This is a genomic window from Labrys okinawensis (assembly GCF_002982075.1).
GTDB lineage: Bacteria > Pseudomonadota > Alphaproteobacteria > Rhizobiales > Labraceae > Labrys > Labrys okinawensis_A.
Genome location: NZ_PUEJ01000006.1, coordinates 237,206 through 258,500, shown reverse-complemented (window position 1 = coordinate 258,500; position 21,295 = coordinate 237,206). Strand labels below are relative to the sequence as shown.

General features: G+C 65.1%; 19 protein-coding genes. 17 read left to right on the top strand and 2 right to left on the bottom strand.

The genetic code is table 11. The features are described 5' to 3' along the window. Nucleotides 1–2: 2 nt before the first annotated feature. The 8 genes from C5L14_RS18220 to glnT all read left to right on the top strand — a co-directional run bounded on the left by C5L14_RS18220 (nucleotide 3) and on the right by glnT (nucleotide 7,417). Nucleotides 3–185 (top strand): hypothetical protein, encoded by a 183-nt coding sequence (locus C5L14_RS18220; RefSeq protein WP_105863479.1) that lies wholly within the window; start codon nucleotides 3–5, stop codon nucleotides 183–185. Beyond that, nucleotides 182–1,606, top strand: a complete 1,425-nt coding sequence (locus tag C5L14_RS18215) for an APC family permease (RefSeq protein ID WP_105863478.1) — start codon at nucleotides 182–184, stop codon at nucleotides 1,604–1,606. Before C5L14_RS18220 ends, C5L14_RS18215 begins: the two co-directional genes overlap by 4 nt. 21 nt (nucleotides 1,607–1,627) lie before the next feature. Beyond that, nucleotides 1,628–2,329, top strand: coding sequence for a hypothetical protein (locus tag C5L14_RS18210; protein ID WP_105863477.1), 702 nt, complete (start codon nucleotides 1,628–1,630; stop codon nucleotides 2,327–2,329). Between the two features lie 133 nt (nucleotides 2,330–2,462). Next, nucleotides 2,463–2,744, top strand: a complete 282-nt coding sequence (locus C5L14_RS18205; RefSeq protein WP_105863476.1) for a hypothetical protein — start codon at nucleotides 2,463–2,465, stop codon at nucleotides 2,742–2,744. 146 nt (nucleotides 2,745–2,890) lie between these two features. After that, nucleotides 2,891–3,787 carry a class II glutamine amidotransferase gene (locus C5L14_RS18200; protein ID WP_105863475.1) on the top strand — a complete coding sequence of 299 codons (897 nt, stop codon included), beginning with the start codon at nucleotides 2,891–2,893 and terminating at the stop codon, nucleotides 3,785–3,787. A gap of 60 nt (nucleotides 3,788–3,847) precedes the next feature. Beyond that, a complete protein-coding gene (locus C5L14_RS18195; protein WP_245443432.1) occupies nucleotides 3,848–4,534 on the top strand; it encodes a GXGXG domain-containing protein in 687 nt (228 codons plus the stop codon). Between the two features lie 120 nt (nucleotides 4,535–4,654). Continuing rightward, nucleotides 4,655–5,980, top strand: coding sequence for an FMN-binding glutamate synthase family protein (locus C5L14_RS18190; protein WP_105863473.1), 1,326 nt, complete (start codon nucleotides 4,655–4,657; stop codon nucleotides 5,978–5,980). A gap of 129 nt (nucleotides 5,981–6,109) precedes the next feature. Next, on the top strand, nucleotides 6,110–7,417 hold the full coding sequence (glnT, locus tag C5L14_RS18185) for a type III glutamate--ammonia ligase (protein WP_105863472.1): 1,308 nt from the start codon (nucleotides 6,110–6,112) through the stop codon (nucleotides 7,415–7,417). A gap of 140 nt (nucleotides 7,418–7,557) precedes the next feature. Here glnT and C5L14_RS18180 read toward each other — a convergent pair whose 3' ends face one another. Then, nucleotides 7,558–8,508, bottom strand: a complete 951-nt coding sequence (locus C5L14_RS18180) for an AEC family transporter (RefSeq protein ID WP_105863655.1) — start codon at nucleotides 8,506–8,508, stop codon at nucleotides 7,558–7,560. A 306-nt stretch (nucleotides 8,509–8,814) separates the two neighbouring features. Beyond that, complete coding sequence (locus tag C5L14_RS18175) at nucleotides 8,815–10,053, bottom strand: acyl-CoA dehydrogenase family protein (protein ID WP_105863471.1); 1,239 nt, start codon at nucleotides 10,051–10,053, stop codon at nucleotides 8,815–8,817. Nucleotides 10,054–10,255: 202 nt separating this feature from the next. Between C5L14_RS18175 and C5L14_RS18170 the strand changes: the two genes are divergently transcribed. From C5L14_RS18170 to C5L14_RS18130, 9 genes are all read left to right on the top strand, one after another. After that, a complete protein-coding gene (locus tag C5L14_RS18170; RefSeq protein ID WP_105863470.1) occupies nucleotides 10,256–11,680 on the top strand; it encodes an LLM class flavin-dependent oxidoreductase in 1,425 nt (474 codons plus the stop codon). 5 nt (nucleotides 11,681–11,685) lie between these two features. After that, nucleotides 11,686–12,456 carry an ABC transporter ATP-binding protein gene (locus tag C5L14_RS18165; RefSeq protein WP_105863654.1) on the top strand — a complete coding sequence of 257 codons (771 nt, stop codon included), beginning with the start codon at nucleotides 11,686–11,688 and terminating at the stop codon, nucleotides 12,454–12,456. Between the two features lie 223 nt (nucleotides 12,457–12,679). Next, on the top strand, nucleotides 12,680–13,561 hold the full coding sequence (locus C5L14_RS18160) for a branched-chain amino acid ABC transporter permease (RefSeq protein WP_105863469.1): 882 nt from the start codon (nucleotides 12,680–12,682) through the stop codon (nucleotides 13,559–13,561). A 2-nt stretch (nucleotides 13,562–13,563) separates the two neighbouring features. Continuing rightward, entirely contained in the window at nucleotides 13,564–14,634 is a 1,071-nt protein-coding gene (locus C5L14_RS18155) for a branched-chain amino acid ABC transporter permease (RefSeq protein WP_105863468.1), read from the top strand. Nucleotides 14,635–14,735: 101 nt separating this feature from the next. Next, nucleotides 14,736–16,094, top strand: coding sequence for an ABC transporter substrate-binding protein (locus C5L14_RS18150; protein WP_105863467.1), 1,359 nt, complete (start codon nucleotides 14,736–14,738; stop codon nucleotides 16,092–16,094). A 214-nt stretch (nucleotides 16,095–16,308) separates the two neighbouring features. After that, complete coding sequence (locus C5L14_RS18145; RefSeq protein WP_105863466.1) at nucleotides 16,309–17,076, top strand: ABC transporter ATP-binding protein; 768 nt, start codon at nucleotides 16,309–16,311, stop codon at nucleotides 17,074–17,076. A 219-nt stretch (nucleotides 17,077–17,295) separates the two neighbouring features. After that, complete coding sequence (locus C5L14_RS18140) at nucleotides 17,296–18,057, top strand: FadR/GntR family transcriptional regulator (protein ID WP_105863465.1); 762 nt, start codon at nucleotides 17,296–17,298, stop codon at nucleotides 18,055–18,057. 98 nt (nucleotides 18,058–18,155) lie between these two features. Further along, the gene (locus tag C5L14_RS18135; RefSeq protein WP_105863464.1) at nucleotides 18,156–19,139 is read left to right on the top strand and encodes a substrate-binding domain-containing protein; all 984 of its coding nucleotides are present in this window, start codon (nucleotides 18,156–18,158) and stop codon (nucleotides 19,137–19,139) included. 246 nt (nucleotides 19,140–19,385) lie between these two features. Next, a complete protein-coding gene (locus tag C5L14_RS18130) occupies nucleotides 19,386–21,281 on the top strand; it encodes a sugar ABC transporter ATP-binding protein (protein ID WP_105863463.1) in 1,896 nt (631 codons plus the stop codon). Nucleotides 21,282–21,295: the final 14 nt, after the last annotated feature.

The window sequence follows — 21,295 nt, the reverse complement described above, 5'->3', positions numbered from 1 at the left end:
CCATGAATGCATTCCATTTTCTCGAATATGCCGCCTGGGCGATCTCGATCCTGATCGGTGCCTGGATGCTCTACGACCTGATCAAGACCAATGCCGCCTATTCGGAGGACATGCTGATGTCCTCCCGCGAAGGCGAAATCGAAGACGAACTGGTCATCGACCCGACGCACAGGGGGGCGAAATGAGCGAGATCACCTCCAATGCTGCCGATGGCGCAACGCATGTCCAGCAGACGGTCATCCATGGCGAGAAGATCTCGCTTCTGCGCGTGCTCGGCCCCGCCCATGTCTGGGCGCTCGGGGTCGGCATCGTGCTGGTCGGCGAGTTCATGGGCTGGAACTTCGCCGTCGGCAAGGGCGGTGCGCTGGCCGCACTGATCGCCTGTTGGGCGGCGGGATTGCTCTATACCTGCGTCGCCATGATCGATTCCGAGGTGACCTCGACGGTTGCCGCGGCCGGCGGCCAATATGCACAGGCCAAGCACATCGTCGGGCCGCTGATGGCCTTCAATGTCGGCCTCTTCCTGGTGATGGCCTACACCATGCTGGAGGCGGCCAATGCGATCACCGCAGGCTATCTGATCCAGACGGTCGGCGGCATGGCGGGCTTCGAGGCGGTGCACGACAAGCCCTTCATCGTGCTCACCATCATGGGCCTCGCCTTGCTGAACTATCGCGGCGTCTATGCCACGCTCACCTTCAACCTGGTGATCACGGCCATCGCCTTCCTTGCCATCGTCTTCCTGTTCATTGGCGCCAAGCCCTGGTCGGAGGACCTGCTCAAGCCCGGCGAATTGCTGACGGGCCTGCCCTATGGCTGGCTCGGCGTGGTCGCGTCGCTGCATTTCGGCCTGTGGTTCTATCTGGGCATCGAGGGCACCTGCCAGGCGGCCGAAGAGGTGCGCTCGCCCGCGCGTTCGCTGCCGCTCGGCACCATGCTCGGCATGATCACCCTTCTGATCGCCGCCGCCATGACCTGGTATGTCTGCGTCAGCCTGATGCCCTGGGAATATCTCGGCCAGGCCACCACGCCCCTGTTCGACGCCGCCCGCCTGACCGGTTCGACCGGGCTGATGGTGCTCTTGTTCGTCGGCACCATCTTCGCCACGCTGGCTTCGGCCAATGGCTGCATCAACGACGCCTCGCGCGCCTGGTTCTCCATGGGACGCGACCGCTACATGCCGGCCTGGTTCGGCGCGGTGCATCCGAAATACCGCACGCCCTTCCGCTCGATCTTCTTCCTGGTGCCGATCGCCCTGATCTTCGCGCTGGGAGCGCCGCTCGACCAGGTGGTGACCTTCTCGATCCTGTCGGGCCTGCTCGGCTACTCCTACATGACCTTCAACGTGATGATGTTCCGCTGGAAATGGCCGGTGGGCAGCATCAAGCGCGGCTATGTGCATCCCCTGCATCCGCTGCCGGCGATCGTGCTGTTCCTGCTGTGCTTGACCGCCTATTTCGCGGTGTTCCTGGGCTATGGCACCCAGCTCATCGCCATGATGGTGTTCTATATCGTGGTCTCGCTGTGGTTCGCCTTTCACCGCTACAAATATGTGCGGCGCGGCGACCAGTTCACCATGCCCTGGCCTCGGCCCAAGGGCTACTGAGGGGATGAGGAGGCGGCCAGCATGACCTTGTTCGCATTTCTCGCCGTCCTCGGGGCGGGCTTTGCCGGCCTCGGCTGGCTTTTAAATCGCGAGAGGTCGGCGCTTTGGCGCCGGCGGAGGGCCTTGCTGGCCGATTGCCGCCCGCTGTTCGAACGGGCGGAGCAGGCGGACGGTGTCGGGGGATTTCCCCGGCTCGCTGGTGAGATCGCCGGCCGCCGTGTCGTTGTGGAGATGGTGCCCGATACCATGACGTTGCGGCGCTTGCCGCAGCTCTGGCTTTCGCTGACGGTGATGACGCCGCTGCCGGGGGGTGCCGCCTTCGGCGTGCTGGCGCGACCTTCAGGAAGTGAGTTCTACGCCCGCACGCCCGACCTGCCGGCGCGTCTCGAGCCGCCCGCCGGCCTGCCCGAGGACGTGATGGTGAGAGGCCGGCGGCGCGGCGCAGCCTTCCTGGCCCAGGCGGAGCGGGCGGTCGCTGACCTCATGGCCGATCCCAGGGTCAAGGAGGTGCTGGTGATGCCGGCCGGCCTGAGGGTGATCTTTCAGGCCGCCGAAGGGCAGCGGGGCCAGCATCTGCTGCTGCGCCAATGCGATTTCGGCGATGCGCGCTTCGAACCGGCCCTGTTCATGCGGCTCTATGATGGCCTGGAGGAGATCGCCCGGCGGCTGTCGCCCGTGGCAGCGCCGGCGCATCTGCCGGAAACACGGGGGCAGCGGGCGTAAGGCTTGCCGGCCCTGATTTGGCGGGTTGAGCGAGATGGCGGCCGGCGTCGCGCCTGTTGGTCCAAGGCGCGCCTACAGAACGGAGTGCCCGCTTCGAAAAGTCGTGAGCCTAAAGATCTTACCAGGAGGCACCATGGCCGCAGCCATGCTCGCGAAACCCTTTCATCCCTATCTCATCCTCGCCCTCGCCATTGCGCTTCCAGGGGTGGGGCATGTCGCTCTCGGCCGCCAGATGCGGGGGCTGGGATTTGCTTTCTTCACGCTCCTGTTCGCTTTCCTGAGCTGGCACTTGTCGACGCCGGAGACCTCCCCGATCGGCCGCATGGCGGGAGGATTGTTCGTCTGGGCGCTTTCGATTCCGGATGCCTATCGGGTTGCGCGCCTGCGCTGGGAACGCTGGCGTCACCAGCTCTGAGGGCTTCATTTCCCACCTGTTTCCTGTCAGGAAAATCCATTTCCTAAAAAATATTCCTCACAGGAAAAAAATGTTCAGGTGGATGTTGCTGGCCTCGCAAGAAATTGCTAGCCTCCCTGAAATCAATCGCATGAGGGACCCGTGCTATGTGTGGCATTGTCGGCCTGTTTCTGAAGGATAAGAGCCTGGAGCCCCAATTGGGTACGCTCCTGTCGGGTATGCTCGCCACCATGTGCGACCGTGGCCCGGATTCGGCCGGGTTCGCGATCTATGGCGCGCCCCAGGCCGGCAAGGCCAAGGTCACCGTGCAGTCGGCCGATCCGGCCCAGGATTTCGATGGTCTCGCAGCCCTGGTGGAGAAGGCCGTCGGCGCGAAGGTTTCCATCACGCCGAAGGACACCCACGCCGTTCTCGTCCTCGATGCCGACAAGGCCGAGGCGGCGCGCCAGGCCATCAAGGCGGAGCGCCCTTCGATCCGCATCATGGGCGCGGGCGAGGCGATCGAGATCTACAAGGAGGTGGGCTATCCCACCGACGTCGCCAAGCGCTTCGGTCTCGCCCAGATGACGGGCAGCCACGGCATCGGCCATACCCGCATGGCGACCGAATCGGCGGTGACCACCCTCGGTGCCCATCCCTTCTCGACCGGCGCCGACGAGTGCCTCGTGCATAATGGCTCGCTGTCCAACCACAACAATCTGCGCCGCGAACTCAGGCATGACGGCATGAGCTTCGAGACCGAGAACGACTCCGAAGTCGCGGCGGCCTATCTGACCTGGCGCATGAACCAGGGCCTCAATCTCGGCGAGGCCATGGAGAAGGGGCTCGACGATCTCGACGGCTTCTTCACCTTCGTCGTCGGCACCAAGGATGGCTTTGGGGTCGTGCGCGATCCTGTCGCGTGCAAGCCCGCCGTGCTCGCCGAGACCGATCAATATGTCGCCTTCGGTTCCGAATATCGCGCTCTGGTGAACCTGCCCGGCATCGAGGATGCCAAGGTGTGGGAGCCCGAGCCCGCCACCGTTTACTTCTGGGAGCGCTGAGGCATGGATCAACTTGCGAAGAAGGTCGCGAGCGTGGGTGTGGACGTTGAGACGGCCGATTTGACCAGTATCGATCTCGCCAAGACGCCCTTGCGTGAGCTCAACCAGGCGCTGCACGCCCTCAAGGCCGGCACCAACGCCACCTCCTGGGAGGTGAGCAATCCCAAGGGCTCGCACGCTTTGGCCGTCGGTGTCGACGCGCCCGTGCGCATCGATGTCAGGGGCAGCGTCGGTTATTACTGCGCCGGCATGAACAAGGAAGCGACCGTCGTCGTGCATGGCTCGGCCGGTCCCGGCGTGGCCGAGAACATGATGTCGGGCGAGGTGCGTATCAAGGGCGATGCCAGCCAATATGCCGGCGCCACCGGCAAGGGCGGCCTGCTGGTGATCGAGGGCAACGCGTCCTCGCGCTGCGGCATCTCGATGAAGGGCATCGACATCGTGGTGAAGGGCAATATCGGCCACATGTCCGCCTTCATGGCCCAGTCCGGCAATCTCGTGGTCTGCGGCGATGCCGGCGACGCCCTGGGCGACTCCATCTACGAGGCCCGGCTGTTCGTCCGCGGCAAGGTCAAGAGCCTGGGGGCCGATTGCATCGAGAAGGAGATGCGCCCCGAACATCTGGAAATCCTCGGCGGGCTGCTCGCCAAGGCCGGCTTCACCGACGTCAAGCCCGAGGAGTTCAAGCGCTACGGCTCGGCCCGCACGCTCTACAACTTCAACATCGACAATGCGGATGCGTACTGACCTGGGATCGCAGGCTTCTCAGCAACACCGAGTCCTGCTCGATGTTGCGAAACCTGCTCTTCCCGCCGCATCGACCGTTTCAAGAGCAGGCCGGAAGCCTGCGATCCCAGGATTGACCTCATGAGCTATCACAATCCGCCGACCGTTCCGCGCAAGTCCGCGACCTTCGACGATTACACCCTGTCCGAGATCCGCCGCGCCGCCACCACTGGCATCTACGACATCCGCGGCGGCGGCGCCAAGCGCAAGGTCCCGCATTTCGACGACCTGCTCTTTCTCGGCGCCTCGATCTCGCGCTATCCGCTGGAAGGCTATCGCGAGCGTTGCGCCACCAATGTCGTGCTCGGTTCGCGCTTCGCCAAGAAGCCGATCGAGCTGAAGATCCCGATCACAGTCGCGGGCATGAGCTTCGGCTCCCTTTCGGGCCGCGCCAAGGAGGCGCTCGGGCGCGGCGCCTCGCTGGCGGGCACCTCGACCACCACGGGCGACGGCGGCATGACGCCGGAGGAGCGTGGCCAGTCCAAGACCCTGGTCTATCAATATCTGCCTTCGCGCTACGGCATGAATCCGGACGATCTGCGCAAGGCCGACGCCATCGAGGTGGTGGTCGGCCAGGGCGCCAAACCCGGCGGCGGCGGCATGCTGCTCGGCCAGAAGATCTCCGACCGCGTCGCCCAGATGCGCACGCTGCCCAAGGGCATCGACCAGCGCTCCGCCTGCCGCCATCCCGACTGGACGGGGCCGGACGATCTCGAGATCAAGATCCTCGAACTGCGCGAGATCACCGATTGGGAGAAACCGATCTATGTGAAGGTCGGCGGCGCCCGTCCCTATTACGACGTGGCCCTGGCGGTGAAGGCCGGTGCCGATGTGGTGGTGCTCGACGGCATGCAGGGCGGCACCGCGGCGACGCAGGAAGTCTTCATCGAGCATGTCGGCCAGCCGACGCTCGCCTGCATCCGTCCGGCCGTGCAGGCGCTACAGGACCTCGGCATGCACCGCAAGGTGCAGCTGATCGTCTCCGGCGGCATCCGCAACGGAGCCGATGTCGCCAAGGCCCTGGCACTCGGCGCGGATGCGGTCTCCGTCGGTACGGCGGCCCTGATCGCGCTCGGCGACAACGATCCCGTGCATGAGGACGAATATCGCAAGCTCGGCACCACCGCCGGCGCCTATGACGACTGGCATGAGGGCAAGGATCCGGCCGGCATCACCACCCAGGATCCCGAGCTGATGGAAAGGCTCGATCCGGTCAAGGCCGGCCGCCGCCTCGCCAACTATCTCAAGGTGATGACGCTGGAGGCCCAGACCATCGCCCGTGCCTGCGGCAAGAACCACGTGCACAATCTGGAGCCGGAAGATCTGTGCGCCCTCACCATCGAGGCTGCCGCCATGGCACGCGTCCCGCTGGCCGGCACGAATTGGATCCCCGGACAGGGCTTTTAAAAGTGTGCCGGTCTTTTCAGCTCCATCGGCGTGCCAATGGAGCGATTCCGGCATATCTTCGTCCAACACCATCAAAGATGCCGGTCTGAAGGCCGGCACACCCCACCATCCATTATCGGGATTCCGCACATGACCCAGGATTTGGCGACGCTCGCCAGGGAAAAAGGCATTCGCTATTTCATGATTTCCTACACGGACCTGTTCGGCGCCCAGCGCGCCAAACTGGTTCCGGCAGCAGCGATCGCCGACATGCAGAAGGACGGTGCCGGTTTCGCCGGCTTCGCCACCTTCCTGGACCTGACGCCCGCCCACCCCGATCTCTTCGGCGTGCCCGATCCCAGCGCCGTCATCCAGCTGCCCTGGAAGAAGGAAGTCGCCTGGGTCCCCGCCGACTGCGTGATGGAAGACAAGCATGTCGGCCAGGCTCCGCGCGTGGTGCTCAAGAACGTCATGGCCAACGCGGCCAAGGAAGGGCTCTATGTAAAGACCGGCGTCGAGGCCGAGTTCTTCCTGATCGATGCCGACGGCACGGCCATCTCCGATGCCAAGGATTGCGCCGCCAAGCCCTGCTACGACCAGCAGGCCCTGATGCGCCGCTACGACGTCATCGCCGAGATCTGCGACTATATGCTGGAGCTGGGCTGGGGCCCCTACCAGAACGACCATGAGGACGCCAACGGCCAGTTCGAAATGAACTGGAACTTCGACGACTGCCTGGTTACGGCCGACCGGCACTCCTTCTTCAAGTTCATGGTGCGCTCGGTCGCCGAGAAACACGGCCTGCGTGCCACCTTCATGCCCAAGCCCTTCATGGGGCTGACCGGTTCGGGCTGCCATGCCCATATCTCGGTGTGGGACGAGACCGGCAAGGTCAACATGTTCTATGACAGCAAGGACGAGATGGGCCTGTCGCGGCAGGGCTATCACTTCCTCGGCGGCATCATGAAGCATGCCGAAAGCCTGTCGGCGATCACCAATCCGACGGTGAATTCCTACAAGCGCATCAATGCGCCCCGCACCATCTCGGGCGCGACCTGGGCGCCGAATTCGGTGACCTGGACCGGCAACAACCGCACCCATATGGTGCGCGTGCCGGGCAAGGGGCGCTTCGAGCTGCGCCTGCCTGACGGCGCCGCCAATCCCTATCTGATGCAAGCCGTGATCGTCGCGGCCGGCCTCGACGGCATCCATTCCAAGGCCGATCCCGGCAAGCGCTACGACATCGACATGTATCAGCACGGCCATACCGTGACGGACGCGCCCAAGCTGCCGCTGAATCTGCTCGATGCCCTGCGCAATTTCGACAGGGACGAGTCGCTGAAAGCCGCCCTGGGAGAGGACTTCTCCGCCGCCTATCTCAAGCTCAAGCACCAGGAGTGGAACAGCTACGCCAGCCACTTCACCCAGTGGGAGCGCGACCACACGCTCGATATCTGAGCAGTCGGGACTAAAGCGTTTTCCAGCTCTGCGAAGGGCGCCGGAGCGATCCGGCGCCCTTCTCTTTAGGAAAGATGACAGTCGATAGGGCCTTGATGCCGGTCCGGGAGATGGGGGGCTATCGCGCGCGACGCGCGGCTTCAGCCCAGCAATGCGGTGGCGATCTCGAGCCAGAAGGCCGTGGTCACCACGGAAAAGGCGGTGGCGATGGTGATCTGGTTGGAGGCCAGGGATTGTTCCGTCTTGAGCTGGATCGCGATCAGATAGGAGTTCACGCCCGACGGCAGGCTCGCCGCGGCCACGGCCACCTTGGCCGGGAAGGGCGGCAGACCGAACAGCCAGGCGGCGGCGAGGGCAACGGCCGGCATCAGCAGCAGTTTCAGACCCGACAGGACCAGCGCGGGCTTGAGGTTGCCGGACAGGCCGAATTTCTTCAGGCCGAGGCCCATGGCGAACAAGGCGATGGGCCCGGCCACGTCGGCGAGGGCATCGACGAAGCGATTGGCTATAGTCGGCAGCGGAATGCCGCTCGCCCGCCAGGCAAGGCCGGCGAAGATGCCGATGATCAGGGGATTGGTGAGCAGCCTGCCCAGGAAGTCGCGAATGATCGCCAGGGGATGCAGCGGCTCCCGGCGCCGGGGCCCGAACCAGTGGAACAGCAGGATCGAGGCCATCAGCATGGTGGGCAGATGCACCGAGATGATCAGCGAGAGGATCTCGAAGCCTTCATTGCCGAAGACACCGAGCATGAAGGGAATGCCGAGCAGCACCAGGTTGGAGAAGGCGGCGGAGACGCCGCCGATCACGCCGGCCTGGCCGTCGCGCCGGAACAGGCGGGTGGTCGCCAGGTGGCCGGCGATCCATGCTATGGTGACGGCGGTGAAATAGGTGGCCCATAATTGCCAGGGGGCCGAGCCATGGAAGCTCGACGTGACCATGGTGCGGAACAGCAGCAGCGGCAATGCCACCCGGACGGCGAAATCGGAAAGGGCATCCCCCGCCTCGGCTTTGAGATAGCCGCTCGCCCCCGCGCCATAGCCGAGCGCGACCAGGCCGAAGACGAACAGCGCGGTTTCAACCAGGGGCGACATCGGTTCCTTGGGGCATGTGCGCGGCGGCGCCATGCCGCCTCTCCTGCCCCAAGGTCTCGCAACGACCGCTGATTCCGTCAAATGGCGAGGCGTAGCGGGTGCTTCCTCATGACAGGAAGCGGCGGCGAGCTTCACCCTCCCCTGGAGGGGGAGGGTCGGCCTAAAAGGCCGGGGTGGGGTGACTTCTGAGTAAGTACGAGTGAAGAACAGAATTGCGCGCTATTCCTGTAGGGGCTGTGCCATATCACCCCACCCCGACACTGTGTGTCGACCCTCCCCCTTCAGGGGAGGGTAAAGATTATGTCCTCACACCTGCCCGATGCGCCATTGATAGGGCGGCGGCGTGCCGTTGACGGCAAAGTCTCCGATGATCCGGTCCTTGTAGATGCGCGGATTGTGGGAGGAGAGGGTGCGCGCATTGCGCCAGTGACGGTCGAGGGCGGCGGAGCGCTGCGTGGCGGAGGCGCCGAGCGCGTCGAACACGATGGTGGAGGCATCGAGGATCAGGGTGGAGACCACGGTCTGGGCCTGCGCCACTTCGAGTTCGGCGATGGCATTGGCCTGCTCCTCCGCGGCGGCGTCACCGGCAAAGCGGGTGTCGAAGGCGCGCCGCAGGGCGTCGGCGGCCTTGAGCACGATGGCCCCGGCCGAATAGGCCGCGCCGCGGATCCGCCCGACCACCTGCAGCACCTGGGCATCCTCGCACGGGCGCGGTGAGGGGGCGTTGGAATAGCTGCGGCGCCTGGCCTTCACCGCCGCGGCGACGTCGTCGCTGGCGGCGCGGCCGATGCCTGCGAGCGTCGCCAGATGCACCAGCTGGTAGAAGGCAGCCGAATATTTGAAGCGGTCGTCATCGATGACGACGTCGGCGGGATCGACCGGGGCATCGGTGAAGGTGGTGGTGCCGCTGGCGGTGAGGATCTGGCCGAAGCCGTCCCAATCGTCGATCACGTCGACGCCCGGTGCGTGACGGGCGACCACCGCCGAGAGCGACTGGCCCCCTTCACCGCTCGCACCGATATCGATCCAGTCTGCGAAGAGGGAGCCGGTGGTGTAATATTTGGCGCCGGTGACCGAGGCGGCCTTGCCGGCCTGGAGCTTGACGATGGTGGAGAAGGCTGCCTGCTTGGCTTCGCCGATTTCGGTCCAGGCGCTGCCGGCGATCTCCCCGCGCGAGAGGCGTGGCAGCCAGCGGTCGCGGCGATCCTGTGAGCGGGCATTCACGATGTCCTCGGCGAAGCCGAAATGGGCGCGCAGGGCCTGCGTGACATTGGAATCGGCGTGGGAAAGCTCGATCAGCAGGGCGAAGAGCTGCGGCAGGCTGGCGCCGAAGCCACCTTCCTTTTCCGGCACGCGCAGGGCGCCGAAGCGGGCATCTTTGAGCCAGCCGATCGGTTCATGCGGCAAAGTGCGACTGAGCTCCCGCTCGACGGCGCCCGCGCGAATGCGTTCGAAAACCGGGCGGAAGGTGGCGGCGAGTTCGTCGTAATTATCTCCCGGCCCGCTGCCCCAGCCTGCCGTCACTATCGATGCCTTCTGTGTCATCTATCTGATTCTCTTGTGTTTTATCCGGTGCTCCCACGCCGATCCCGGTTTCCTGTCCAATGGGGTTCGGCGCCGGCTCATCATTTTGTATATATTCTCTATAAAAATACTAGACATTTAGGTCGGAGGGCGTTTTCATAATCAACGACCGATGCGGTAGCCGGGTGCGGCATCGCCGCTGTTTCAGATGTGGAGATTGGGAATGGCCCGCCAGATACGCTTCAACGCCTTCGACATGAATTGCGTGGGCCACCAGTCACCGGGCCTGTGGGCGCATCCGCGCGACCGATCGTGGAAATACAAGGATCTCGACTACTGGCAGGACCTGGCGCGGACATTGGAGAAGGGGATCTTCGACGGCATCTTCATTGCCGACGTGATCGGCTATTACGACGTCTACAAGGGCTCGAACTACCACGCCATCCAGCAGGCGGCGCAGATCCCGGTCAATGATCCGCTGCAACTGGCGGCGCCGATCGCGCTCGCCACCGAGCATCTGGGCATCGGCATCACCGCCTCGACTTCCTTCGAGCATCCCTATACCTTCGCCCGGCGTCTCGCCACGGCGGATCATCACAGCAAGGGACGCGTCGGCTGGAACATCGTCACCTCCTATCTTGAGAGCGGCGCCAAGAACATCAGCCAGGGCGGCCTGCGCCAGCACAATAATCGCTACGAAGTCGCCAGCGAATATGTCGAGGTGCTCTACAAGCTCCTGGAAGGCTCCTGGGAGGAAGGGGCGGTGCGGCGCGATCGCGAGAACCGCATCTTCACCGATCCCGACAAGGTCCACGAGATCGGCCATAAGGGCAAATATTTCGAGGTGCCGGGCTACCATCTCACCGAGCCATCGCCGCAGCGTACGCCCGTGCTCTACCAGGCCGGCGCCTCCGGGCCGGGCAAGGCCTTTGCCGCCGGACATGCCGAGTGCGTCTTCGTGGCGGCGCCGACCAAGTCGCTGCTGAAGGCCTATGTCGCCGATATCCGGCGCCAGGCCGCAGCCGCCGGCCGCGATCCGCGCAAGATCCTGATCTACAACCTCACCACGGTGATCGTCGACGAGACCGAGGCCAAGGCGCAGGCCAAGTTCAAGGATTACGAATCCTATACGTCCTATGACGGCTCGCTGGTCTTCCTCTCCGGCTGGAGCGGCATCGATTTCGGCCAATATGCGCCCAGCGATCCGATCAAGAAGGTGGAGACCAACGCCATCATCTCCGTGGTCGAGCATTTCGCCGGCGAAGACAAGACCTGGACCATGGAGGAACTGGCGCGCTGGGGCGGCATTGGCGGCCTCGGGCCGGTTTTCGTCGGTTCGGCCTCCCAGGTCGCCGATACGCTGCAGGAATGGGTCGAGGAGACCGATGTCGACGGCTTCAACCTCGCTTATGCGGTGACGCCGGAGAGCTTCGAGGACGCTGTCTTCTATCTCGTGCCGGAACTGCAGAAACGCGGGGCCTATCCCACCGCCTACAAGGCAGGCACGCTGCGCGAGAAGCTGTTCGGCGAGGGCCCCTATCTGCCGGCCAGCCATCCGGCCCACGCCTATCGCGACATCGAGGCGGTGAAGCGCCGCGAGGCGGCCGAACGCGAAGCCGGCGTCTCCCGTCTCGCGACCGGGCGGTGATGCCGATGCCGGCGCCCCTCCTGCAGCTTCACGACGTCTCCCTGTCCTTCAAAGGCGTCAACGCCCTCAGCCGGCTGAGCTTCTCGGTCGGGCAAGGGGAGATCTGCGCGCTGATCGGGCCCAACGGCGCCGGCAAGAGCTCCCTCCTCAACGTGATCAACGGCGTGTATCGCGCCGACGAGGGCGACGTCGTCTTCGACGGCGCCAGGTTCGAGGCGATCCACCCCTACAAGGCGGCTCATCTCGGCATCGGCAGGACCTTCCAGCACAACGCCCTGTTCGGCCGGCTGAGCGTCGTCGAGAACGTGCTTGCAGGGCTCGCGCGCTGGGGCCGCGCCACCTTCGTGGAGAATATCTTCCGGGTGGGACGGGATGGGGCGGAACGCTGGCGCTTCCAGGCGCGTGCGCATGAGATCCTCGGCTTTCTCGGCCTGGAGCGCCACGCCCACACGGTCGTCTCCACGCTGCCCTATGGCCTGCAGAAGCGCGTCGACCTCGCCCGGGCCCTGGTCGCCTGGCCGAAACTCCTGCTGCTCGATGAGCCGATGGCCGGCATGAACCAGGAGGAAAAACAGGCGATGAGCCGGCTCATCGCCGATGTGAACGGCAAGCTCGGCACCACCATCGTGTTGATCGAGCACGATATCGGCATCGTCATGGGCCTGGCCCACCATGTCGTCGTGCTCGATTACGGCCGCAAGGTCGGCGATGGCACGCCCGACGCGGTGCGCGAAAATCCCGATGTCATCGCCGCCTATCTCGGCACGGTTCACTGAGGGGGAGGATGATGATCGGGCGTATCAATCTCAACTATCGAGAAACAGGCGCGACTCCCTTCTCCCCTTGTGGGAGAAGGTGGCGCGCAGCGCCGGATGAGGGGTGTTGGTGCTCCCCTTGCGAAAGCTGTGTTTCTCCCCTCATCCGCCCCTTCGGGGCACCTTCTCCCGCAGGGGGAGAAGGCTGGTCGTGCCTCACCAAGCCAGGGCCCACGCTGTTCCCATGACCTTCTTTCTCGAAACCCTGATCGGTGGCCTCCTCGCCGGGGGGATGTACGGCCTGGTCGCGATCGGCTTCGTGCTGATCTACAAGGCCTCGGGCGTCTTCAATTTCGCTCAAGGCGCCATGCTGCTGTTCGCCACGCTCACCTTCGTGACGCTGGTGGAGCGCGAGGTACCGTTCTGGGCCGCGATCCTGCTGACCGTCGCGGTGATGGTCATCGGCGCGGTGCTGATCGAGCGTCTGGTGCTGCGTCCCCTGGTCAACCGCGACGCGCTGACCCTGTTCATGGCGACCCTCGGCCTCACCTTCGTGATCGAGGGGCTGGCGCAATTGCTGATGGGCTCTGATGTGCACATGCTCGACCTCGGCATCGACGATGTGCCGATCTCCCTCGCCGGCCTCTCGATCAGCCAGTTCGATCTCTTCGTCTCCGGCGGGGCCCTCGTCCTGGTTGTCGCGCTTTCCATCCTGTTCGACCGCACCCGCATGGGCATTTCGCTGAGGGCCGTCGCCGACGACACGCTTGCCGCCCAGTCGATCGGCATCCGCCTGCCGGCAATCTGGCGCATCGTCTGGAGCGTGGCCGGCATCGTCGCCTTGGTCGCCGGGCTGGTCTGGGGCGCCCGCCAGGGCGTGCAATATTCGCTGTCGCTGGTGACGCTGAAGGCCCTGCCGGTGCTGATCATCGGCGGCTTCTCCTCCGTGCCGGGCGCCATCGTCGGGGGGCTGCTGGTCGGCGCCGCCGAGGCCCTGGCCGACATCTATCTCGGGCCGCTGCTGCAGGGCAGCGTGTCGACCTGGTTCGCCTATATCCTCGCCGTGGCCTTCCTGCTGGTGCGTCCGGCAGGCCTGTTCGGCGACCGCGCCATCGAAAGGGTCTAGCGATGTCCTTCCTTTCACAATCGAGCGAAGGTCTCGTCCTGGCACAGGGCCGCAGCCTCAATCCCCGTCTCTTCGCCGTCGCCGGCGTGCTGACGGCCGCCTTCGTGGTCGTGCCACTCGTCGCCAGCGACTATTGGCTGTCCTCCATCATCATCCCCACCATCGTGATGGGGGTGGCCGGCCTCGGCCTCAATCTCCTGATGGGCTATACCGGCCTGGTGTCGCTGGGATCGGCCGCCTTCATGTCGATCGGCGCCTTCGCGAGCTACAATCTCCTGCTGCGCGCGCCGTTCCTGCCGCTGCCCGTGGTGCTGGTGCTGGCAGGCCTGATCGCGGCGCTGGCCGGCATCGTCTTCGGCCTGCCGAGCCTGCGTATCAAGGGTTTCTATCTCGGCGCCTCGACGCTGGGGGCGCAGTTCTTCTTCGAATGGCTGTTCACCAACTACAACTGGTTCTCGAACGGCAGCCAGTCGCTCACCATCTCGGCGCCGCGGCTGCAGGTCCTCGGCCATGATCTCACCTCGGCCACCGGGCGCTATCTCTTCGTGGCGGTGACGGCGGCGGCCCTGGTCGCTTTCGCCCATGCGGTCGTCAAGAGCCGGGTCGGGCGCGAGTGGATGGCGATCCGCGACATGGACACAGCCGCCTCGGTGATCGGCATCCATGTCGCCAGCCGCAAGCTCCTGTCCTTTGCCATCAGCTCCTTCGTCTGCGGCATTGCCGGGGCGCTCTGGGCCTTCGGCTATCTCGGCACCGCGGATGCCCATGCCTTCAACCTCGACAAGTCCTTCCAGGTGCTGTTCATCGTGCTGATCGGCGGCACCGCCACCCTGGCCGGCAATTTCCTCGGCGCGGCCTTCATCGTGCTGATGCCGATCCTGCTCGACCGCCTCGCCCCGCTCACTGGTCTGCAGTTCCTGGCCGACCAGGGGGCGCTCGCCAATATCCAGCACATCATCTTCGGCGTGATCATCATCGCGCTGCTGATCAAGGAGCCTGATGGTCTCGCCCGCCTGGTGAGGCGGATCCGCCTGCCGCGGCGGCGGTCGGCAGCCGCCGCAACGGGCGACTGAAAAACCCTTCCCGACAACGCTGCAACCCGGAGAGCGGATGTCATTTCCGCCGACGGGAGACCTTTGCCCTCGAACATCCCAACCGAATGGAGACGAACCGGATGTCACCCTCCCTCATCAAGGCCCTCGCGCTGGCGACCGGGCTCGGCTTTGCAGGTTTTGGCCTAGCCGCTCTTGCGGCGGCCGGCCCCGCCATGGCCCAGGACCACAAGAACGAGCAGCTCTATCCGCTCTTCACCTATCGCACCGGCCCCTATGCGCCCTCCTTCATTCCCTTCGGCGCCGGCAACCGGGATTATCTGACCTATATCAACGAGGTCGAGGGCGGGGTCGACGGCGTCAAGATCCTGATCCAGGAATGCGAGACCGCCTATACGATCGAACGCGGCATCGAATGCTACGAGCGCTACAAGAACGGCTATGACGGCGCGCCGACGGCGGCGATCTATCCCCATTCCAGCGGCCTGGACGTGGCGCTCACCGACAAGGCGCGCGTCGACAAGGTGCCAATCGTCTCGCCCGGCGGCGGCCAGAACATCGCCACCGACGGGCGGGTCTTCCCCTATCAATATCCGCTGATCTTCGACTATTGGAGCGAAGCCCAGATCATCGTCGACTTCATCGCCCAGAAATCGGGCGGCTACGACAAGCTCAAGGGCGTCAAGATCGCCACGCTCTATCATGACTCCGGCTATGGCCGCGACACGATCGAGCCGCTCGGCATCCTCGCCAAGAAATACGGCTTCACGGACATCCAGATTCCGGTGCCCCATCCCGGCGAGCAGCAGCAGGCGCAATGGCAGCAGATCCGCAGTGCCGGCGCCGACTGGGTCTTCCTGCGCGGCTGGGGCGTGATGACGCCGGTGGCGATCAAGACGGCCGCGCGCGTGGGCTTCCCGGCCGATCGCATCATCGGCGACATCTGGAGCGGCTCGGAGGACGATGCCCGGCCGGCCGGCAGCGCCGCCAAGGGCTATCTCGCCGTCTCCGTGTTTCCGCCCGGAACCGACTACGGCATCATCAAGACGCTGAAGGAAAAGATCGTCGACGCCGGCAAGAGCGACCTGAAGGACAAAGCCAAGTTCGGCACGGTCTATTACAATTACGGGGTGATCGAGGCGATCACCTTCGTGGAGGCCCTGCGCGTCGGCCATAAGAAGTTCGGCAACCGTCCTCTTACTGCCGAGGAGGGACGCTGGGCCCTGGAAAACCTCAATATCGATGACAAGCGCATCGCCGAATTGAGGGCGAAGGGCCTGATCTCGCCCCTGAAGACCTCTCCAGCGAACCACAAGGGCGAGACCGTTGCGGCCAAGATCATCCAGTGGGACGGCAAGTCCTGGACCGCGCTGACCGATTGGATCAAGGCTGACGCCTCGCTCTTTGCCGAGACCATCCGCGCCAAGGCCGCCGCCTATGCCCAGGAGAAGGGCATCACGCCGGTGGCGCAGACGAATTGAGCGGGGCCGGGCCGGCTCAGACACGTTATGGGTTTGATCCATAGCGGAAAAGCACAGACCTTTGTCATGCCCGGGCCTGACCCGGGCATCCAGAAGCCCTGGCCAAAAGCTCGCCGGATTGCCGGGTCAAGCCCGGCAATGACAAAGGTCGCGCTTGGTCTGGAATGGCTGCACTCGGCGCGACGACCGGATACTGCCCTTTGGGAGAATTGCGATGAGCCGACCATCCGCCCTGCCGCGTACGAGCGGCTTCCTCGATGTCGCCGGCATCGAGGTGCACTACCAGGCGATCCTGGCGGTCAGGGACGTGTCCCTGACGGTCGACGATGGCGCCGTGGTCGCCCTGCTCGGCGCCAATGGCGCGGGCAAGTCGACCACGCTGAAGGCGATTTCCAACCTGCTCGGCCCCGAACGGGGTACCGTCACCCGCGGCAGCATCTCCTGGCGAGGCGAGCCGGTCAGCCGCCTCACACCGGCCGTCCTGGTGGCGCGCGGCGTGGTGCAGGTGCTGGAAGGGCGCCACTGCTTTCCCCAGCTCACGATCGAGGAGAACCTCCTTTCGGGTGCCTTCCTGCGCCGGCCCGGCCGGCGGCAGATCGCACAGGATCTCGAGCAGATCTATGCCTGGTTCCCACGCCTGAAGCATAAGCGCCGCACCAAGGCCGGCCTGACCTCCGGCGGCGAGCAGCAGATGGCGGCCATCGGGCGGGCCTTGATGACCAAGCCGAAGCTGGTGCTGCTCGACGAGCCCTCGATGGGCCTCGCGCCGATCGTGGTGCAGGAGATCTTCGAGATCATCCGCACGCTCAATCGCGAGAAAGGCGTGAGCTTCCTGGTGGCCGAACAGAACGCCACACTGGCCCTGCGCCATGCCGACTACGGCTATATTCTCGAGAATGGCCGCGTCGCCGCTTCGGGGCCGGCCGCCGACCTCGCGGCGCGCGAGGACGTCAAAGCCTTCTATCTCGGCGGCGCCAGGTGAAATCTCTGGATATTCCGGCACCACCAGCATCCTGCTGGCTCTTTCTACCTTCAGGCGCGATGGATTCAGGAGCCAGCAGGATGCTGGCGGTCCCTGGGGCACTTCGCCGCCTCCACACTCGTCGGACCATTACCCATCTACCGCTTGACAGCCTTGCGAAAACTTGACTTAACTGGTCTGCTGGCTGGTCCAGTAGATCAGATGCCAAGCGTCGCTCGCATGAATCTGCCCAATGTCCTGTCGGTGTTCGAACGCGTGCCCGAGCTGCGCCACGGCGTGGTCAGGCGCAATGTGCGTGAGCTCGTCGCCGACAAGATCGCCTCCCTGATCGCAGCCGGCATGCTGCAGGTCGGCGAGGCCCTGCCGAGCGAGCGCGATCTTGCCGCGGCCCTGCAAGTCAGCCGCGAGACGGTGCGGGGGGCGCTGCAGATCCTGGCGGCCCGGGATATCATCGCCATTTCGCAAGGGGCTCGTACCCGCGTGCTCAGTGCCGAGGTCGGTTCGCTGGCGATCGGCGGGCGCGAGCCGAAGCGGATCAACAGCTACGATATCGAGGCCATCCATGCCGCCCGCCTGCTGGTGGAGCGCCCGGTCGTCGAGGAGGCGGCGCGACGGATCGACGACGAGACGCTCGCCATGCTCGACGCCTCGCTGGAAACGCAGCGCGAGGCCCTCGAGGATCCCGTCCGTTTCCTGATCTGCGATCGCGAATTCCATGCCGCGATCTATCGAGCCTGCGGCAACGACCTGCTCGCCGACTTCGTCATCGATCTCTATTTCTATGCCATGGCGCACCGGCGCAAGGCCGTGTCGCGGCCGGGCGCGATCGCCCAGAGCTGCCAGGACCATGCCGCCATCCTGGCGGGGCTGCACGCCCGGGACCCCCGGGCTGTCGTCGAAGCCTTCGGCATTCACCTCGACAGGATCTATGCCAGCACGCGCTCCATCCTCGAGGAGGAGGGCGCGCTGTCTAATGCGTGAAACGGGCCCGTGAAAGAAGGACCGGTTTCCAAGACAAAGAGCCCATAACGGCCGAGACGGAACCACAGGAGCCGCCCGAGGGCGGGAGGGAGGAAGACATGAAGAGAAGAACATTCCTGCAGCTTGCCGCAGGCGCCGCTTTGGCCGGCACCGGCAGCCTGGGCTTCCAGCCGGCGCGCGCCGCCGGCAAGGACATCGTCTATCTGACGCCGGGTCTCGACCTGCCGTTCTGGCGCTACCTCGCCAAGGGCGTCGAATCCGCCGCCAAGGCCAAGGGCTATGGGTTCCAGGCCCTCGATTCCCACAACAGCCCGCAGACCCAGCTGCAGAACGCCCAGGATTCGATCGCCAAGGGCGTGGCCGGCATCGTCATCTCGCCCACCGATTCCTCCACCGCGCCAAGCGTGCTGGCGCTCGCCGCCAAGGCTGGAATCCCGGTGGTGATCGGCGATATCGGCACCAATAGCGGCGACTATGCCTCCTTCATCATCTCCAACAATTATGACGGCGCCAAGGGCGTGGGCGAGGCGCTCGCCGCCGCGCTCAAGGCCAAGGGCTGGGAGGGCGGTTCGGTCGGCCTCATCACCATCTCCCAGGCCCGCAAGAATGGCCAGGCCCGCACCAAGGGCTTCCGGGACGGCCTTGCGGCCGGCGGCTGGACCGGCAAGGAGGCAGGGCTGCAGCAGATGCAATCCTATACCACCGACGAGACCTTCAAGTTCACTCAGGACATGCTCACCGCCAATCCGGACATGCGCGGCCTGTTCATCCAGACCGACCAGCCGGCCCTGGGCGCCCTGCGCGCCATCAAGGCCGCCCGGCGCAGCTCCGACCTGCTGGTCGCGGCCTTCGACGGCATTCCGGAATTCGTCGATCTCCTGAAGTCCAAGCAGATCGTCGCCTCCGGCATGCAGCAGCCCTATCTGATGGGCCAGAAATCGGGCGAGGCGCTGGTGGCCAAGCTCGCCGGCGGCCCTGTCGAGAAGGAAATCTCGGTGCCGATCCTGGTGGTGACCAGCGAGAACATCGACAAGGAACTGCCGGTCGTGAAGGAAACCGTGTTCGCCAATGAGATGAAGTGAGCGTTCTTGACGGTGTTGCGGCCGGCTCATCTCGAGTGCCGCAATGCCGACGATGGTGCAACCTTTGTCATTGCCGGGCTTGACCCGGCAATGCAGTCCACCTTTCGATGTGACAAGGCGGATAGGCTGGATGCCCGGGTCAAGCCCGGGCATGACAAAGGACAGTGCTTCCAATTGGCCGATTTAGACGGCGGAGCCCGAAAGACATTAAGTCTGGGTTCGGCCACAATACCCTCGGATCGATCGATGAACGTGCAGTCTTCTCCCGCGGCGGCGGAACCCTTGCTGGTCGCCACCGGCATCGCCAAGACCTTCGACCGCACGCGCGCTCTTGCGGGGGCCGGTTTCGAGCTGCGTTCGGGCGAAGTCCATGGCCTGCTCGGCGCCAATGGTGCTGGCAAATCGACCTTGTCCAAGGTGATCTCCGGTCATGTCAGGCCGGACGAGGGGGAGCTCGTCTATCGCGGCCGCGCGGTGCGGCTGCGCTCCACCCGCGACGCGCTCGATATCGGCATCGCCATCGTGATGCAGGAGACGAGCCTGGTGCCGGATCTCAGCGTCGCCGAGAACATCTTCCTGCCCGAGCTCGGGCGCCCCGGGCGCCTATCCTATTCGGCACTGCATCGGCGTGGGACCGAACTGCTCTCCGTGCTCGGCCAGGCAGACGCATTGCCGCTCGATGTGGAGGTGCGGCGCCTGTCGGCCGCCCAGCGCCAGCTCGTCGAGATCGCCAAGGCGCTCGGCGTCAACGCCAAGCTGATCATTTTCGACGAGCCCACCTCGTCGTTGAGCCCGAGCGAGGTCGAGCGCCTGTTCGACATCATGGCCCGGCTCAGGGCGGATGGGCGCGGGCTCGTCTTCGTCTCGCATAGGCTCGAAGAAGTCTTCGCCATCACAGACCGCGTCACCATCATGCGCGAGGGGCGCACGGTGGCGGCCTCGCTCGCGACCGCCAGCCTGAGCCAGGCCGAACTCATCCGCCACATGGTCGGCCAGGATGCCGGCGCCATCTATGCGCGGGATGCCGACGCGACGGCCAGGGATGCCCCGATCGCATTGGAGGTCAAGGGATTGGCGACGCCGCCTCTGGTCCGGGACGTTTCCTTCCAGGTCCGCCACGGCGAGATCCTGGGGCTGGGCGGCCTGGTCGGTGCCGGACGCTCGGAAACCGTGGAGGCCATTTTTGGCCTGAGGCCGCGGAGCGCCGGCACCATCCTGGTCGACGGCAAGCCGATCGATCCCCGCAAGCCGGCGCAGGCGGTGAGGGCCGGCATCGGCTTCGTGGCCGAGGATCGCCGCACGCAGAACATCGTGCCCGATCTTTCGGTGAAGGAGAATTTGCTGCTCGCCCATCTCGGCGCGCACAGAGGCTTCGGCGTCGGCTATCGCAGCCGCGAGAAGGCCGTCGATGCGCTCCTCAAGAGCCTTGGCCTGCCGCCCGACCGCCTGCTCGACGCCAACATGCTCAACTTCTCGGGCGGCATGCAGCAGAAGATCATCATCGCCCGCTGGCTGCTGCTCGAGCCGCGTGTGCTGATCCTCGACGAACCCACCAAGGGCGTGGATATCGGCACACGCGCCTCGATATATGCCATCCTACGCGACATTGCCGCGAAGGGCGTCGCCGTGGTGGTGGTGTCTTCCGATTTCGAGGAGTTGCTCGGACTCTCGCACCGCATCGTCGTCATCAGTGACGGCATCAGCGTCGCCGACCTGCCCGCCGACCTGCTCGATGAGGAGAAGCTCACGCTGCTGGCGGCGCCGCGCACCTCGATGGCCCGCAACACCGAGGTCCTGCGCGGCCTGACGAACGCATGCGGCGGTGCCGGCTTCTGGGCCCTGATCGACCAGGATCGCCTGATCTGCCTCAATCTCGTCACCGCCGACAAGGCGGCGCATCCGGGCTTTGCGGCGGGCGAGGTGAAGCCGCTCGCCGCGACCCGCATCGCCACGGCGCTTGTGGCGCGCGAACCCATCTTCGTGCCCGAAGCCGATGGCTCGTGTTCGACCCTGCTCCTGCCGATCGTCAGCCCGCGCGGGCACGATCTCGGCTGGGTCGGCCTGACCCTGCCGCAGGGCGCCACCCTGCCATCGCCCGAAATCATCCGCAGCCATGTCGACGAACTCGCTGCAACGCTCTGACCTCCCGTTTGCCA